This window comes from Morganella sp. EGD-HP17 (genome assembly GCF_000512315.2).
GTDB classification, from domain to species: domain Bacteria; phylum Pseudomonadota; class Gammaproteobacteria; order Enterobacterales; family Enterobacteriaceae; genus Morganella; species Morganella morganii.
Genome location: NZ_AZRH01000004.1, coordinates 112,133 through 129,714, shown reverse-complemented (window position 1 = coordinate 129,714; position 17,582 = coordinate 112,133). Strand labels below are relative to the sequence as shown.

The window sequence follows — 17,582 nt, the reverse complement described above, 5'->3', positions numbered from 1 at the left end:
AATGTTTTATTACATCATATTGATGGCAATGGTAATTCCTGCTTAAGAAGGAAGAGTTACCGGGGGCTGATTTCCCCGGTAACTACAGAGAGCCTCAGCGTGGGTGCAGCGGCAGCCAGATTTCCAGGCGAAGTCCGCCGAGCGGGCTGTCGTTGGCGGTGACTTTACCGTTGTGCTGGCTGATAGCGGTGCTGACAATCGCGAGTCCTAACCCGGTGCCGCCGGATTCACGGTCGCGGGCTTCATCCGTGCGGTAGAACGGCCGGAAGATATGTTCGCGATCTTCCGGGCTGACACCCGGGCCGTCATCATCGACCACAATGCTGATACCTTTGGTGTCGGCACTGAATGCGACCTGAATATGCTGGTTTGAGTAACGCAGGGCGTTACGGACAATATTCTCAAATGCGCTGCCAAGTGCGGACGGGTTGCAGTAAATTGTCCACGGGCCCGGCGGTGAGGTGATTTCCAGCGTTTTATGGCGCTGTTCTGCCTCAAACTTCGCGTTGTCGAGAATGTCATCCCACAGCTCATTGGCCTTGATGTTCTGGCGCAGCAGCTCATTTTTGTGCTGACTGCGGGAGAGAACAAGCAGGTCATTGATCATGCCGTCGAGGCGGTGGGTCTCTGTCTCGATGCGTTCCAGCTCTTTACTTTCACCGTGGCGGCGGCGCAATAGTGCTGTAGCCAGCTGAAGCCGGGTGAGCGGGGTGCGCAGTTCGTGGGAGATATCGGATATCAGCCTCTGCTGTGCGTTCACCATGCGTTCAAGGGCGCTGATCATCTGGTTAAAACTGTTACCCGCCGCAAGGAACTCCTGGGGGCCGGCTTCCAGTTCCGGATGCTGGCGCAAGTTACCCTTGGCAACATCATCCGCCGCGTTTTTCAGTTTTCGTGCCGGTTTTGCCAGGCTCCACGCCAGCCAGAGCAGCAGCGGGGTGCTGATCAGCATGGTGGCGGCCAGTAACAGGAACGGGCGGTCAATCAGGAAGTTGATAAAATCAGACTGTGCGGTGTTCGCCGGGCGGATAAGATAAAGCTGATAGCGGTCTTCGCCGTCCCTGACTTCAAACGGCCCGAGCAGCTCAATGCGGCCGTAACGTTTCTTTTTCGGGTTGTCAGTGTTATCTGACTGACCCATAAAGTTACGGATGACCTGGGAATCATTGCGGATAGGCCCGATGATCCGGCCTTCAGTGGTGACAATAATCAGGCGCTTGTCCGGCGGCGTCCATTTTACCAGGGCGCGGGTCAGCCGCCGCCACCAGAGCAGGTCATTCGCCGGATCCTGTGCGAGATCAGATTCAATATGTTGCTGCAGCATCATCCCCTGTCGGTACTCGGCCTCCTGGAGCGGCATCAGCTGCCGGGAGTCGAGCTTCGGCACCATCAGCACCAGTAACAGCACCAGTGCCAGGGTAAACCAGAAGATGGCGAAAATCCGCGCCGTCAGGCTGCTTATCATGTTGCAGATACCATTAAGTAACCACGGCCGCGTAACGTTTTAAACCACGGCAGGCCGTCTGTGCGCTCCGGTAATTTGCGGCGCAGGTTGGAAATATGCATATCAATGGCGCGGTCAAACGGCGTCAGGCGTTTGCCCAGCACTTCCTGGCTTAAGTGTTCACGGCTGACCACCTGGCCGAGGTGCTGTGCCAGCAGGTAAAGCAGCGTGAACTCGGTTCCGGTCAGATCCAGTACTTCGTCACCGAAGCTGGCTTCCTGGCGGCCCGGGTTGAGCTGGAGTTTATCCACCATCACCACGGAAGAGTTACTGCTGCTGTCGCTCTGCTGCTGTTGCTCACTCCAGTTGGAGCGGCGCAGAATCGCGCGTATACGTGCCACCAGCTCGCGATCGTTAAACGGCTTCGGCAGATAGTCATCCGCACCCAGTTCGAGCCCCAGAACACGGTCAAGGTCACTGCCGCGTGCGGTCAGCATAATCACCGGAGTCTGGTAGTTCTGGCGCAGTTCTTTCAGGGTTTCAATCCCGTTTTTGCGCGGCATCATGATGTCGAGCAATAACAAGTCTATGGAATCGTCAAGGAGGGTCAGTGCCTGCTCGCCGTCATGTGCAATGACAACGTTGAACCCTTCCATATCGAGTAATTCTTTTAACAGCGAGGTTAATTCGCGGTCATCATCAACAAGCAGTATTTTATTCATTATTCACGTCCTCCACGTGCAAAATACGACAACAAACGTTTCTATTCCATGACTTTACGTTCTTTTACATGCTCTGACGCATGTTTGCAGCCGGGTGCGTATAGTTAATTCCAACGGGTCAGGTGACGCAGACTCAGAAGTTTAAGGAGTTACTATGGGTAAGATAGCAACAATCACTTTAGCGTCAATGTTTGTGATGCAAAGTGCGCCGGGACTGGCGCAGGATTCAGAAAGTGATAGCTGCGTTACCCCGGTGCAGAGTCACAGTCAGTATAAAGGTATAACGACATCAGGGGGAGATGGTTATACCTCTATGTTGACCGGTATCCGGTTAACGGAAGAACAACGGATGCAGTTGCGGGATCTGATGCACAATTACCGCGACCAGTTACGGAATGTCCGTAACCTTGCAGAAGATGATATTGCGCTGTACGAGCTGGTTAAGGCCGAAAAGTTTGATGAAACGGCCGTGCGTAATCAGCTTGAAAAGGAGATGCGCAAGCGGCTGGATTATCAGGTTGAGATGATACGGGTTCACCATCAGATGTATCAGTTACTCAACCCGGAGCAGAAAATGCAGCTGGATGCCAATTTTGAGCCGGAGAGTATTCATACCTCATCCGCCTCCTCCGCGCAGAATATGCCGGAATGAATTTGTCAGAGTAGTGAAGTCAGTTGAGTCGTTAAGTAGCACCCAAGAAGTTTTTCCTTGCCATAGACACCATCCCTGTCTTTTACAGCCCCTCACGAGGGGCTTTTTTTTGCCTGTTTTTTGGCGCCGGAGATGCCGTAGATAAAAAAAGCGGCCTTGCGGCCGCCGTAACTGAATCACAACGGGAAATTAAAAGTTGTAGCGCACGCCGATATTGCCGTGCAGCGGCGATTCTGTTTTGTCGCCTTTGCGGTAATTGATTTCCGCATACGCCTGAATCTGCGGTGTGAAACGGACAGTCAACCCGCCGCCGGCTTTCAGGCTGTCACCGGAGAAATCGGTGTCGAACGTATTGCGCTGGTTAATGGTCACATCATTATTACTGATAAACTCATGTTGCCAGGCCAGTGTGGCGTAAGGGGTGATGATCACCTGATTGTTCAGGGTGAAATCTTTACCCGCGTGCAGGCCGAGTTCGGATTGCAGGGACTGCTGTGCATCCAGTTTTGCCTGCATATTATTGTTCAGATGAACTGATTTGCTGTCCGCACGCATATAGCTCAGGCGGGCATACGGTTCGGCCCAGAAGGCTTCCGGCAGATCAAAGGTGTAACCGGCCTCTGCGGATGCACCGTAAGCATTCTGTGAATAATCTCCGCGGATGCTGCTGCGGTTGGTGGAAACCGCACGTAACTCATTATTGAAATGGTTATATTTCAGCACACCATCGAGGTACCAGCCGTTATCTGAGAACCAGGTGGCATAACCACCGGCAGTAATACTGTCGATGCTGCTTTCGCCGCCGCGCTGATGCTTCAGTTTGACATCGTTATAGCCGGTAAAGACGCCGAGCAACAATTTGCCGTTTTCCAGCGGGACAGATTTATCCGCACCCAGCTCAAAACCGGCCTGATTCAGTTTAAAGTGTGTGTGTCCGGTGCCTGCACGGGTTCTGTCGCCGGTCAGACGCACCCAGACCCCCGCATCACCCTGATTATCCCGTAATTCGCCGCGGCGGAACCGCAGATTGTCGAGTTCGTGATTAAAAATCAGCTGCGGCGCGGCAGCCATGGATAACACCGCATCGGTGGATGGTGTGGTTTTATCCTCAGGTACGACCGGCGGAACCGGTTTTTCAGGCTCGCCCGGCTCATCTTTCTGAGCGGCCAGATACCAGATTTTGCCGTCCTGCTCATCACGCTGATAGAGCGAGTACATATAGGTCCCGCCGTCCACCGCATCAATATTAGTGCCGTCGAGGGCGCTCAGGCGGAATTGTGCATTGCTGCTTTCGTCCGTGATTAAATCAAGACGTGATTCATCCGGACGGGTAATTTCAGCCCCGGAATCCTGTATATTCAGAGCATGATCACCACTGCTGTTACGGATAGTGAGGTAATCACCCTGTTGCTCGGCAATGGCCGTGTTCATATAGAATGTCTGGCTGCCGGAGAGATTTTCAATGATCAGATGGCTGTACCCGGCGTTGACCGGTGCAACAAACCGGACCTGACCCTGTCCGCTGAGCGAACCGGCAAAAGCGGCATTCCCGGTATCACCGGTGATCACCATCAGGGTGCTGTCCGGGCCGGATAAGATAACATTTTCCGCATAAGCTCCGGCATCCGCTGCCAGTTTGTCTTCTGAACCGGCAGTCAGCTGTACCTGCGACTGCTGATTAACAGTCGTGACGCCGAGGAGCTGTGCCCCTGCCGCCAGCCAGCTTTTGGCGCGATCATTCAGCGTGGTATCTGTCGCAGAGGAGCCGCTGTAAATACTTTGTACGGCGGTGTCATATAATTCGTTATTAATGGCTTGTCCGCCACCTTTAATAATCTGGGCGCCGCCGTTTTTTATCCGGTTAAATTCTGCAATACCGGCAGATGCAGATGCATTCTGATTGAAAATATATTGCTGGCCGCCGTCAACGGTTGTATTGGTTGCTTTGGAATCATCGACAACATATTGCCGTGCTCCGGCGTTTACGAGGGTATTATCGGCAAAACCTTTACCGTGCAGTTGCTGTAATCCGCCATCATTAATAATGGTGCTGTCCGCAAACCCGCCGGATTTCAGCATCTGAGCACCGCCGTTATTCACGACCGTATTCAGGGATTTACCATCCTGCTGGACATATTCATAACCGCCGTCATTGACCTGTGTACCGGTTGACTCCCCGCCCAGGTAAATAAATAATTTCCCGCCGCTGTTGACGATATTATTTTCAGACTTGCCCGGATCATCGGCTTTACCGGTATTACTGACATAAACGGTTCCGCCGTTGAGTACGGAATCTTTTAATGTTCCGCCGTCCAGAACACGGATTAATCCGCCGCTCTGAATATCAATACGGCTGCCGGTGGCCGGGAAACCGGTGTGATAGCCGTCCCAGGCAATATGGGTTGTTTTATCAATCCAGACTTCAGCGCCGCCCTGAACCTGAGAATCCTCAAACAGGCCGAGTACACTGAGCTTACTGCCGCTCAGCATGGTCAGATTCTGAGCAATGCCGACATAATCTGTTGGCTTACCTTCTACCCAGGCACCAATTTCATAGCAATCATCAGCGGTCATTTCACCGGTGAAAGGCACGCTTCCTGTCAGGCCCACATTTTTACGGCTGCCGCAAAATGTTTCTGCCATAACTAATGATGGTACGGTTGAACATAAGACGGCAATAATGGAAAGGTGCAAAAGTTTCTTTTTTGTTTTCATTAGTTATTCCCTGGTGTCGGTATATATAACGAAAGCCATTTCGTCAGACGGAAATGGTAAATTTAAAAGGCGTAAATTTTATTTATGAGATGAGTATCTTATTTAAGGTTTGTTTAATCAATGGGAGCAAAAATGCATATTTAAGTGGTTTTTTTAAAATTAACTGATGGTAATGAATCTTAATACACATTATGAATGAAGTTAATCTGATGGTTTTTTTATTTCTTTGGCTGGAATAAAATTCTGATGTTGTCTGTTTTTGGGTTATTTTTATTGCTTAAGTTCCATATTTGATTTATCAGGGGTAATGGGTATACCCGTAATATGCGTAATGATGGGAATGTAATAGATATTAACTTAATGTAATAAAATATTTCTGATATCTGTTTTTTAAATCCGGTCATAAATTATATTCAACAATTGCAAAAAAATATTATATAAATTTCTATTGCATTATTTATGTCACGATGTGAGTGATGACATAATTGCTTACGGTTTGTTTTTGTTAATTACACAATGTGCGGTAAATCCGGATATATATTCTTTCCCGGATATGCCTTTTATTTCAGATCCTGCCTTTGACCCCTGCTTTTCCGGTAACGCATTATTTGTGAAAAAAATGTTTCATATCCGCTAATTATTTTTTGTTTTTCGGGTATCCTTAACGGGTATGCTGAGTAATCCTGCGGTTATGACAGGCCTGTGTTTCCGGTGTCTCAAAATGACAAAAAAATCCGCAAAGATAGGTGCATCCGGCTAAACCTTATCTTACTATATGATTAGGTGAATCAATTCAGCAATGCGTTACAGCAGTGAATTCCCGAAGCCTGACCGGGGAAGCGTGATAACATGCCGCTCAGGTTTTTCAGATTTACACATATTACATCTGCAAATCAGAGGTCATCATGAGCAAGAAGATCAAACGAATCGGTGTGTTGACAAGCGGCGGTGATGCGCCGGGCATGAATGCTGCAATCCGTGGCGTTGTCCGCGCTGCGCTGTCAGAAGGGCTGGAAGTTATCGGGATTTATGACGGCTATCTCGGCCTGTATGAAAACCGGATGAAACAGCTCGACCGCTTCAGTGTCTCTGATGTGATCAACCGTGGCGGTACCTTCCTCGGGTCGGCGCGTTTCCCGGAATTCCGTGATGACAAAGTGCGGGAAACCGCGATTGAAAATTTGCGCAAAAATGGCATCGACGCGCTGGTGGTTATCGGCGGGGACGGTTCTTATCTCGGTGCCAAAAAACTGACCGAAGCGGGTTTCCCGTGTATCGGCCTGCCGGGGACTATCGATAATGACGTGGCGGGAACCGACTACACCATCGGCTATTTTACCGCGCTGGAAACCGTGGTTGAAGCTATTGACCGCCTGCGGGATACCTCCACATCTCACAAACGTATCTCTATTGTGGAAGTGATGGGCCGCTATTGCGGTGACCTGACACTGTCCGCTGCCATTGCCGGGGGCTGTGAATTTATCGTTCTGCCGCCGAACGAAGTGGAATACAGCAGTGATGAGCTGATTGCAGAAATCAAAGCCGGGATTGATAAAGGCAAACGCCATGCGATTGTGGCGATCACCGAACATGTCACCGACGTGTATGAGCTGGCGCGGCAGATAGAGGCGACAACACATCACGAAACCCGTGCAACGGTACTGGGGCATATCCAGCGCGGCGGCTCGCCGGTGGCGTATGACCGTATCCTGGCATCCCGCATGGGCGCTTATTCTATTCAGTTACTGCTGGAAGGTTACGGCGGCCGCTGTGTCGGGATCCAGAATGAAAAACTGGTTCATCACGATATTATTGATGCGGTAATGAATATGAAGCGGGTGTTTAAGAAAGACTGGTATGAGACCGCGAAGAAACTCTACTAAAAATCCTCGTCATCCTTCAGCCTGTGGCCGCGTTGGCTTCATTCATCGCCCGGGTCACATACTGATGTATGCTCCCCGGACTCTTCATTTTGCCGCCTTGCCACAGACTGAATGATTTAGAGGATTGTGCGAATTGTCCTTCAGCCTGTGGCGGTGTTGGCTTCATTCATCGCCCGGGTCACATACTGATGTATGCTCCCCGGACTCTTCATTTTGCCGCCTTGCCACAGACTGAATGATTCAGAGGATTGCGTGAATTTTTTAAAGATAATACCTGATGACTCAATTTGGGATTGATCAGAATAAAAAGAAGCGGTTTGCACAGTAACAGGCACAAAAAAAGCGGCGATTTCGCCGCTTTTTGCTGTCCGGAGTCCGGAGATTATTTTGCGGCTTTTGCTGCCGCTGCGGCTTTGACGATCACGGCGAAAGCATCTGCTTTCAGTGATGCGCCGCCGACTAATGCACCGTCGATATCCGGCTGGGTAAACAGCTCTGCGGCGTTTTTATCATTTACAGAACCGCCGTACTGGATAATAACCTGCTCTGCCACTTTCGCATCTTTCTTCGCGATATGGCTGCGGATAAATTTGTGTACTGCCTGTGCCTGCGCAGGAGTAGCGGACTTGCCGGTACCGATAGCCCAGATTGGCTCATACGCGATGACGGCGCCGAGGAATGCATCTGCACCCTGAGTGTTCAGAACGGCATCAATCTGACGTGCGCAGACTTCTTCGGTTTTACCCGCTTCATTTTCTGCTTCGGATTCACCGATGCACAGTACCGGGGTCAGACCCAGTTTTTTCAGGATCGCGAATTTCTCTGCCACTAATTCATCACTCTCACCGTGGTAAGTGCGGCGCTCGGAGTGGCCGATAATGATGTATTGTGCGCCGATGTCTTTCAGCATTTCAGGGGAGGTTTCACCGGTGAACGCACCGGAGAGATTCAGACCGGTATCCTGGGCACCCAGTACAATGGAGGAGCCCGCCAGAACCTGTTTGGCCTGAGAGAGATAAATTGCCGGTGGTGCGATCGCAACATCACATCCGGTGACATTGCCGATTTCATGACGCAGAGCGGTGATCAGCTCATAAACCATTTTACTGCTGCCGTTCAGCTTCCAGTTACCCATGACTAAGGGATGTCGCATTGTATTTCCTCCTGCCGGAATGAGTTAAATGACTTAAGCTTTATTACCATTGTCCGCGCAGAGCGGCGAACAGGCAAACAGAGAGACAGTATAGTGAAAGCGGCGCGAAATAGCTTTGCTTTTCGTCCACTGTTTACTGTGCCGTATCACTATTAGATAGCGAAAGCTTAATCGGTTCAATAGCGAAAGTTACCCCATTTTTATCATCAACTACCAGAAGATAGCGTAATGCACCGAATTGAGAGGCGTAAGTGCCGGTTTTGAAATCCGTTGCCAGTGCCCGGCTCAGGGCGGCATCAATATTGTTTTTATTGAGCGTCGGTTCGAACTGAATAATCAGTGCCTTAATATAGGCCAGCATCAGGGCTCGGTTGGTTTTTTCCGCTGCACTGTCTGCACCGGGCAGCAGTGTCAGCTGGAGACTTTTGATTTTTTCACTGTCGCGCTCAAGGATGGCGGAAGAGTAAATATAAGGGCTGATGCGGGTTGCCGCCCGCAGATAGCTGGCGGTAATGTCGTTTGAGGCCACGACTTTGTATTCCCGTAATGGCAGCGACGGGTTGTTGCGGTTAAACTGTTCGCGCATAACGGGGATGGTGATGCCGAAAGCAGGGGCATCCGCCTGAAGCCAGAGTGTTTCCGGCGGGCAGGGGATGGGGATCAGTACCGCGTCACCGGCCGCAGCCGGTGTGACGGGCAGCAGCGTGCATCCCGCTGTCAGGGCGGCCAGTGCGGTTTTTTTGACTGCGTTCATAGCGACTCCCTGTGGTCCGTCTGCAATATAACCAGTGTACACGATTAGGAAAGAGAAATGACACTACAACAATGGGCGTTTTCGTTTCACGGGCGGATCGGCCGCAAAGCATTCTGGGCGGGGATCGGCGTGTGCGGCGCAGTGCTGTTTCTCCTGATGTCATTACAGGGGCTGTTTAAGCTGCCTGTTGAAGTGATTATGGTGCCGGTGCTGATGGTGATGTATCCCGCCGCCGCGATTTTTACCAAACGCCTGCATGACCGCAACAAGCGCGGCGGCTGGGCGTTAATGCTGGTGATGGCGTGGGCACTGACCACGCCGGACTGGAGCCTCGCCGGTGATTTCTGGCAGTGGGGGCTGGGGCGTTTTCTGCCGATTTTTATCGTGATGATAATGGTGCTCGACTGCGGTGTGTTTAAAAGTCTTGATGAGGGCAACCGCTTCGGGGAGAGCACACAGCCGGTGGATAAAATCGACAGCCACTGAGGCAGAGACAGCGGGCGAACCCGCGGTCAGGGTATCACCAGTATTGCTCGCTGGTGATATGGCCGGGTTTGCGGCGCAGGTGTTTGCGCATTTCCCGCCCAGTTTTCAGCAGATTTTGTGTGTCTTTCACCATCTCCGGGTTACCGCACAGCATCACATGGCTGTTTTCGGCGGTCAGCGGTAATCCGGCGGCGGCTTCCAGTTCACCGGAACTGATCAGCGCCGGTACCCGGCCATGCAGTGAGCCTTCCGCATGCTCCCGGCTGACGACAGTCACGATCCGCAGTTTGTCACTCCCGATTTTTTTCTGCAGTTCCCGCATCAGCGGCAGATAGCTCAGGTCGGCGGCATAGCGCACAGCATGCACCAGCACAATATGACGGAACCGCTCCAGATCTTTGCCATATTGCAGAATGGATAAAAACGGGCCGATGGCGGTGCCGGTGGAGAGCATCCAGAGGGTGTCGCAGTCCGGTACTTCATCAAGCACAAAAAAACCGGCCGCTTCATCGGTGATCAGCAGTTCATCTCCCGGGGTCAGGGCTGCCAACTGCGGGCTGAGTTTACCGTCGCCGACAGTGACCAGATAAAATTCGAGGTCATCATCATCCGGTGCATTAACATAAGAATAAGCGCGCTGTGTGCGTTCGCCGTCAATTTCCAGGCCGAGTTTGGCGAATTGTCCCGCTGTAAAGGGAAGGACAGGTGCCTGAACATGCAGGCTGAATAAGGTATCAGTATGGTGTGTGATACGTGTGACACGTCCTGTGATCCAGTTTGACATGCATAACCTCCGTCAGTCGCAGAATGGTCGTTATTAATATGTAAACCAGTGTAATAAGCCAACGGGGAAAAATGTATCGATTAAATGCGTCAGAGGATCCTGTCGCATGAATACGATAAATCAGGATGAACTGTACAGTTTAGTTGCCGGAAACAGCATAAAAACGGTCGTTCTGTTACAAAAATAAATGTGTGAACTATCTCCCAAAATTTTTTTAATTTGCTATTTTATACGGTATCGCAAGTATGACTGATTCCGGCCGTGATTAATGCTGCCGGAATTGTGCTGTGCCCTCCCGGTGACAATGTAAAGACTGACAATAAAAATGAAAAAACTGGAAAACTTTCATCTGCTGGTAATGCTGATTGCGCTGATTGCTGTCGGGCAAATGACGCAGACAGTGTATGTGCCTGTAATAACGGATATTGCGCTGGATTTCGGTAAACCGGCGGGTGCCGTGCAGAGCGTGATGGCGGCGTATTTATTTACTTATGGTGCATCCCAGCTTATTTACGGGCCGATTTCAGATAAAGTCGGCCGCCGTCCGGTGATCCTCACCGGGTTATTTATTTATGTGTTATCCACGACTGCCGCGCTGTTTTCACCGAATCTGACTATGCTGGTGATTGCCAGCGGGTTACAGGGGCTGGGGACCGGGGTGGCCGGGGTGATGGCGCGAACCATGCCGCGTGACTTATACACCGGAATTTCCCTGCGTTACGCCAACAGCCTGCTGAATATGGGGATCCTGGTCAGCCCGCTTATCGCCCCGATGCTCGGTGGTGCACTGGCATTTTTCTTCGGCTGGCGTGCCTGTTATGCGTTTCTGCTCCTGCTCGGTCTGGCGGTGGGTTACAACATGTGGCACAAACTGCCGGAAACCCGTCCGCCGATGAAAGAGAAACCTAAAATGTGGGCCTCTTTCCGTCTGCTGCTGACCAACCGGACATTTGTGCCGTATCTGGCGATGCTGATATGCGGCCTGGCCGGGGTGGCGGTATTTGAGGCATCCAGCGGTGTGCTGATGCGTGACGGCCTGGGGCTGGGCAGTATGGCGGTGAGTATTCTGTTTATTCTGCCGATACCTGCGGCATTTTTCGGTGCCTGGTTTGCCGGGCGTGACAGCAAATCCTTCAGTTTTCTGGTGTGGTGTGCGGTAATCTGCTGTCTGGTGGCCGGGGCGCTGATGTGGATCCCGGGGCTGCTGGGCGTGATGAATGTCTGGACCTTACTGATCCCTGCTGCGCTGTTTTTCTTTGGTGCCGGGATGCTGTTCCCGCTGGCCACCACGGCGGCCATGGAGCCGTTCCCGTATCTGGCGGGGGCTGCGGGTGCGCTGGTGGGCGGATTGCAGAATGTGGGCTCTGGTGTTGCTACCTGGATTTCCGCACTGATGCCGCAGGGCGGACAGGGCAGTGTCGGCCTGCTGATGCTGGCGGTCTCTGTGATTATGGTGTTGTGCTGGCTGCCGCTGGCTCACCGGTTGCAGAATCAGCAGCCGATGGCATCCTGAGTCAGGCTGCTGATATAAAGAAAACGGGCACTATTGTGCCCGTTGTTCTGTTTCGCAACAGAGTAGTGATCACTGATGCAGTTTATGTTTTTGCAGAAACTGTATGCCTTTGTCCGGAAAATCAGTAAATAACCCTTCTGCTCCGGCCTGAATATAAATAGCATCAAATAACTGTTCAGTGTTTTCCGCATACGGCGGCAAGGCATCCGCGCGGACAGTAAACGGATGGATCATCAGTTGCGAAGCGTGTGCCTCTTTTGCCATCGGCGTCAGAGTGATGTGACCCGGTTTGGACTCCTTGCTGATAAGCATATGATAATCAGGCCCGATACCATCAGCATATGCTGCGATTTTACTCATCGCACCGGGAGCCATCATCCAGTCGTAGTTATAGTTGACCCATTTGCCTTCCGCATTCTGTTCAAATGTTTCCTGCCAGTCGGTGTAAGCGATCAGCTGTATCAGCATCAAATCCATCTTCATTTCCGGCATCAGCTCATTTTTGATGCGCTTTAATTCATTCGGATCGAAACACTGAAGAAATACCCCGGAATCTTTAGTCTGGTAGCCGTAGGCTTTCAGCACTTCCAGGGTTTTACGGGTGATATCTTTACCTTCCTGACGGTGGAACCACGGCGCTTTGATTTCCGGGTAAATCCCGGTATTTCTTCCGGTGGAATGGTTCAGACCCTGAATGAACTCAAGTTCTTCCTGAAAGGTATGAATACGGAAATCTGATTTTCCCATCGGAAAACGACCCGGATATTTTTGTACGGCTTTACCATTTTCGATTTCAAACCCCTCGGTAAATTTCAGGGATTTAATTTCCGCGAGGGTAAAATCGATGGCGTAGTAACGGCCATCTTTACGTGCGCGATCCGGAAAGCGTTTTGCCACATCGGTAACACGGTCAAGGTAATGATCATGCAGGACGATGAGCTCATCATCTTTGGTCATCACCAGATCTTGTTCCAGATAATCAGCACCCTGTGCATATGCCATCGCTTTGGCCGGCAGGGTATGCTCCGGCAGATAGCCGCTGGCACCGCGATGTGCAATCACAATCTTATTGTCTGCCGCAAAAGCGGCAGAGCCGCAGATCATGGCACCCGCAAGGGCACTGACAAGATAAAACTGACGGGGTATATTCATCTGTATGTCTCCGCTTATGCTTTATTGCGGGCGATTTCATCGTGATGTTTCTTCTCACCACGCATCACCACAACTAACAGGATCACAGCGAGCACACTGCCGCCAATCATGACACCAAAACCGCCATCCCAGCCGAAATAATCCACAGTAAAGCCGACGATTGCACTTGCTGCCACAGAACCACCGAGATAGCCGAATAATCCGGTGAATCCGGCGGCGGTACCGGCTGCTTTTTTCGGTGCCAGTTCCAGGGCATGCAGGCCGATAAGCATGACCGGGCCGTAAATCAGGAAGCCGATGGTGATCATACACGCCATATCAACAGACGGGTTACCCGCCGGGTTGAGCCAGAAGACCACGGTGGCAATCGTCACCAGCGTCATAAAGAACACCCCGGTTGCGCCGCGGTTTCCTTTAAAGACTTTATCTGACATCCAGCCGCACAGCAGCGTACCCGGGATCCCCGCCCACTCATACAGGAAATAGGCGACAGAATAGCCTGTTATATCGAAATGTTTGACTTCCCGGAGATAGGTCGGTGACCAGTCGAGCACGCCGTAACGCAGCAGATAAACAAAGACGTTAGCAACAGCGATATACCACAGTAACTTATTCGGCAAAATGTATTGCATGAAGATCTGTTTTGCCGTCAGTTCAACTTCACTGTTCTCTGTATAGTCATCAGGATAGTCGTTTTTGTACTCTTCGATTGGCGGTAAGCCGCAGGATTGCGGGGTATCCCGCATCAGGGCAAATGCGATGAGTGCCACCAGAATGGCCGCAAATGCCGGCATGTAAAACGCCGCTTTCCAGTCACCGAACCAGTACATCCCCAGCAGCATCAGCATCGGCGGTAAGCCGCCGCCGACGTTATGGGCACAGTTCCAGATTGATACAATTCCGCCGCGCTCTTTCTGTGACCACCAGTGCACCATAGTACGTCCGCACGGAGGCCAGCCCATCCCCTGGAACCATCCGCAGAGAAACAGCAGAATAGCCATAATCCAGACGGAAGAGGTTGCCCAGTCGCAAAAGCCCATGATAAGCATGACAGCCGAGGCAAGGATAAGCCCGGTCGGGAGAAAATAGCGCGGGTTAGCCCGGTCAGAAAACGATCCCATGATAAATTTGGAAAGACCATAAGCAATGGAGATCGCAGACAATGCCGTCCCCAGTTCGCCTTTGGAAAATCCCTGCTCCATCAGGCTGGGGAAGGCGAGGGCGAAATTTTTCCGGACCAGATAATAGGCAGCATAGCCAAAAAAGATACCTATAAAAATTTGCCAGCGCAGACGGCGGTATACCGGATCAATGCGATCAGCACTGAGCCTCTGAATGTGCGGTGCAGGTTTAAACAGGCTTAGCATAGACATCTCCCTCGCTAAGTATTTGTCAGTATTTGGTGGTGAAGTTTACCGGAACAGCAGCGGTTTTCTTCATATATATTCCTTTTCGCTCACAGAATATTCGATTTAATTCGTTATTACTGTGAATGTCAGCACATGCGGTTACATACTGATTACAGTTGGTTGTTTTTTGTGATCTCTGACGGGTATCCGGGAGTTTGGTCTGCGGATATGTACTTTTACCGGGTGAGGCGGATTTTTGTTCTGGTGGTGATTATTGTTTTCGCACATAAAAAACCGCCGGTATTAACCGGCGGCAGAGAGATAAAAAACAGAAAGGGGATTAGCTGTGATCTTCCCAGTCCTGTGCGCGGGCAACGGCTTTTTTCCAGCCGCTGTAGCGGATATTCCGTTCGGTGGTTTCAATGCCCGGACGGAAGGTTTTCTCGATGGTGGATTTGGCTTTGATTTCCTCGAGATCCTGCCAGAACCCGGTGGATAACCCGGCCAGCAGTGCCGCACCCAGTGCAGTACTTTCGCGGATCAGCGGGCGTTCCACTGACGTGCCTAGGATATCGGACTGGAACTGCATCAGGAAATTGTTTGCCACCGCACCGCCATCGACACGCAGCGCTTTCAGACGGGTTCCGGCATCAGCCTGCATGGCTTCCAGCACGTCGCGGGTCTGATAGGCGATAGATTCCAGGGTGGCGCGGATCAGGTGATTGCTGTTCACACCCCGGGTCAGGCCGAAAATAGCACCGCGCGCATACGGATCCCAGTAAGGTGCGCCCAGGCCGGTAAAGGCAGGCACCACATACACACCGTTGCTGTCTTTGACTTTGGTGGCGAAGTATTCGGAATCGGTGGCATCGGCAATGATTTTCATCTCATCGCGCAGCCACTGGATGGAGGCACCGGCCACAAATACCGCGCCTTCAAGGGCATAATTCACTTCACCGCGCGGACCGCAGGCGATAGTGGTCAGCAGGCCGTGTTCGGACAGTACCGCTTCGTTACCGGTGTTCATCAGCAGGAAGCAGCCGGTGCCGTAGGTGTTTTTCGCCATGCCCGGCTGAACACACATCTGGCCGAACAGCGCCGCCTGCTGGTCACCGGCGATACCGGAGATAGGAATACGGGTGCCGCCTTTCCCGCCGATGTTGGTTTTGCCGTAGATTTCCGAGGACGCTTTCACTTCCGGCAGCATGGCGCGCGGAATACCGAACAGGTCGAGGATTTTCTGATCCCACTCCAGTGAGCGGATGTTATACAGCATGGTGCGCGAGGCGTTGGTGTGATCGGTGACGTGTACGCGTCCCTGGGTCATGCGCCAGACCAGCCAGGTATCGACAGTCCCGAACAGTAATTCTCCTTTCTCCGCCTTCTCCCGCGCACCTTCGACATTGTCGAGGATCCACTTCACTTTGGTGCCGGAGAAATACGGGTCAATCACCAGGCCGGTATTTTCCCGGATATAGCGGACCATCTCTTCATTCTGTTTGAGACCGGTGCAGTAATCTGCTGTCCGGCGGCACTGCCAGACAATCGCATTATAAACCGGTTTGCCGGTCTCTTTTTCCCAGACGATGGTGGTTTCGCGCTGGTTGGTGATACCGATAGCTGCGACTTCGTCCGGATGCACGTCAGTTTTGGCGAGGACTTCTGTTAAGACTGAGCTCTGTGTGGCCCAGATTTCCATCGGGTCATGTTCCACCCAGCCCGGTTTCGGGTAGATTTGAGTGAATTCGCGCTGCGCGATATCGATAATATTGGCATTACGATCAAAAAGTACCGCCCGTGAACTGGTGGTTCCCTGATCCAGCGCGACGATATACTTTTTCTCACGGGTGATTGTTTCTGTTGTCATAATTAAACCTGTTTTATTTCTGAGTGAACAAACACGCGATAACGTCAGAGTACGTGATTCGCTGCGGTATTATTTTTCGTCCCCGGTATTACACACTTCGCACGGCAGATGGCGGCCGATCAGCTTGCGGTAACCGAATGCACCGAGTAACCCGCCGACGATCGGCGCAAACATCGGTACCAGGAAATACGGGATATCACGCCCGCCGGTGAAGGCAATATCTCCCCAGCCTGCAAGGTATGCAACCACTTTCGGGCCGAAGTCACGGGCAGGGTTAAGGGCGAAGCCGGTCAGCGGACCGAAGGAGCCGCCGATAACCGCAATCAGCAGACCAATCAGCAGTGGTGCCAGCGGGCCGCGCGGTACACCGTTGCCGTCATCGGTCAGTGCCAGGATAAGACAGACGAGGATAGCGGCGATCACCACTTCGATAAAGAACGCCTGACCCACGCTGACCGGTGCTGCCGGATAGGTGGAGAAAACCCCGGCGGTAAAGAGGCTTTCCTGTGAGCCGCGGACAATATGATGCACCTGGTCATAATCGAGGAACACATTGTAATACATGGCATAAACCAGCGCTGCAGCGGCAAACCCGCCGAGGAACTGGGCCACAATATACGGAATCACTTTGCGGCGCTCAAAGCAGGCAAACAGCCAGAGCGCGAGTGTGACAGCCGGGTTAAGATGTGCGCCGGAGATCCCGGCTGTCAGATACACCGCCAGTGCCACACCCAGACCCCAGATGATACTGATTTCCCATAATCCCAGTTGTGCACCGGCGATACGAACCGCGGCCACACAGCCTAAACCAAAGAAGACCAGCAGTGCTGTACCCAGGAATTCGGAGAGACATTGTCCGAAGAGGGTCGGAGATTTCATTAGACTCATAGTATCAATCCTGATAGTGCAAAATTAGGGTGAAATAAGTGCAAATTATTAACAAATAATGTTCTTCGTGTATCAGACGTATGTCTTAGTGTGAATTTATCGTTAATGAGCGGAAACGAGAAATAACGAAATCAAAAACTGTGGATCTCGTCAACAAATTGAGCGATTTCGCTTATTTTATAACAAGCGAGCAACATTCAGGCGAATATCAGCCGGATTT

14 protein-coding genes are annotated in these 17,582 nt (G+C 51.7%); 4 read left to right on the top strand and 10 right to left on the bottom strand.

The annotated features are described in order from the left end of the window. Positions 1-94: 94 nt before the first annotated feature. On the bottom strand, positions 95-1,465 hold the full coding sequence (gene cpxA, locus X965_RS06225; protein ID WP_004236627.1) for an envelope stress sensor histidine kinase CpxA: 1,371 nt from the start codon (positions 1,463-1,465) through the stop codon (positions 95-97). Further along, positions 1,462-2,166, bottom strand: coding sequence for an envelope stress response regulator transcription factor CpxR (gene cpxR, locus X965_RS06220; protein WP_004236626.1), 705 nt, complete (start codon positions 2,164-2,166; stop codon positions 1,462-1,464). The genes cpxA and cpxR overlap by 4 nt, the downstream gene beginning before the upstream one ends. A 154-nt stretch (positions 2,167-2,320) precedes the next feature. Here cpxR and X965_RS06215 point away from each other — a divergent pair, with 154 nt between their 5' ends. Beyond that, on the top strand, positions 2,321-2,818 hold the full coding sequence (locus tag X965_RS06215) for a Spy/CpxP family protein refolding chaperone (protein WP_024473657.1): 498 nt from the start codon (positions 2,321-2,323) through the stop codon (positions 2,816-2,818). Between the two features lie 189 nt (positions 2,819-3,007). Here the strand turns inward: X965_RS06215 and X965_RS06210 are convergent, their stop codons facing one another. Then, positions 3,008-5,461 carry an autotransporter outer membrane beta-barrel domain-containing protein gene (locus tag X965_RS06210; RefSeq protein ID WP_253280763.1) on the bottom strand — a complete coding sequence of 818 codons (2,454 nt, stop codon included), beginning with the start codon at positions 5,459-5,461 and terminating at the stop codon, positions 3,008-3,010. A gap of 977 nt (positions 5,462-6,438) precedes the next feature. Here X965_RS06210 and pfkA point away from each other — a divergent pair. Beyond that, entirely contained in the window at positions 6,439-7,416 is a 978-nt protein-coding gene (gene pfkA, locus X965_RS06205) for a 6-phosphofructokinase (protein WP_004240806.1), read from the top strand. A 382-nt stretch (positions 7,417-7,798) separates the two neighbouring features. Here the strand turns inward: pfkA and tpiA are convergent, their stop codons facing one another. Together tpiA and X965_RS06190 are read right to left on the bottom strand one after the other, a co-directional pair. After that, positions 7,799-8,569, bottom strand: coding sequence for a triose-phosphate isomerase (gene tpiA / locus X965_RS06195; RefSeq protein WP_004240805.1), 771 nt, complete (start codon positions 8,567-8,569; stop codon positions 7,799-7,801). A gap of 133 nt (positions 8,570-8,702) precedes the next feature. After that, positions 8,703-9,323, bottom strand: coding sequence for a DUF1454 family protein (locus X965_RS06190; protein WP_032098020.1), 621 nt, complete (start codon positions 9,321-9,323; stop codon positions 8,703-8,705). A gap of 57 nt (positions 9,324-9,380) precedes the next feature. On the opposite strand from X965_RS06190, the gene X965_RS06185 reads away from it, so the two are divergent. Further along, positions 9,381-9,809: a DUF805 domain-containing protein gene (locus X965_RS06185; RefSeq protein ID WP_004236619.1), complete on the top strand. Its 429-nt coding sequence runs from the start codon at positions 9,381-9,383 to the stop codon at positions 9,807-9,809. A gap of 34 nt (positions 9,810-9,843) precedes the next feature. On the opposite strand, the gene fpr is transcribed toward X965_RS06185, so the two are convergent. Continuing rightward, positions 9,844-10,593, bottom strand: a complete 750-nt coding sequence (fpr, locus tag X965_RS06180) for a ferredoxin--NADP(+) reductase (protein WP_036417412.1) — start codon at positions 10,591-10,593, stop codon at positions 9,844-9,846. Between the two features lie 325 nt (positions 10,594-10,918). On the opposite strand from fpr, the gene emrD reads away from it, so the two are divergent. After that, complete coding sequence (emrD, locus tag X965_RS06175; RefSeq protein ID WP_004236617.1) at positions 10,919-12,106, top strand: multidrug efflux MFS transporter EmrD; 1,188 nt, start codon at positions 10,919-10,921, stop codon at positions 12,104-12,106. A 69-nt stretch (positions 12,107-12,175) separates the two neighbouring features. On the opposite strand, the gene glpQ is transcribed toward emrD, so the two are convergent. From glpQ to X965_RS06155, 4 genes are all read right to left on the bottom strand, one after another. Further along, entirely contained in the window at positions 12,176-13,258 is a 1,083-nt protein-coding gene (glpQ, locus tag X965_RS06170) for a glycerophosphodiester phosphodiesterase (RefSeq protein ID WP_004236616.1), read from the bottom strand. Between the two features lie 14 nt (positions 13,259-13,272). Next, positions 13,273-14,625, bottom strand: coding sequence for a glycerol-3-phosphate transporter (gene glpT / locus X965_RS06165; protein ID WP_004240800.1), 1,353 nt, complete (start codon positions 14,623-14,625; stop codon positions 13,273-13,275). A 322-nt stretch (positions 14,626-14,947) separates the two neighbouring features. Next, positions 14,948-16,474 carry a glycerol kinase GlpK gene (gene glpK, locus X965_RS06160; RefSeq protein ID WP_004240799.1) on the bottom strand — a complete coding sequence of 509 codons (1,527 nt, stop codon included), beginning with the start codon at positions 16,472-16,474 and terminating at the stop codon, positions 14,948-14,950. A gap of 69 nt (positions 16,475-16,543) precedes the next feature. Beyond that, the gene (locus X965_RS06155; protein ID WP_015422391.1) at positions 16,544-17,362 is read right to left on the bottom strand and encodes an MIP/aquaporin family protein; all 819 of its coding nucleotides are present in this window, start codon (positions 17,360-17,362) and stop codon (positions 16,544-16,546) included. Positions 17,363-17,582: the final 220 nt, after the last annotated feature.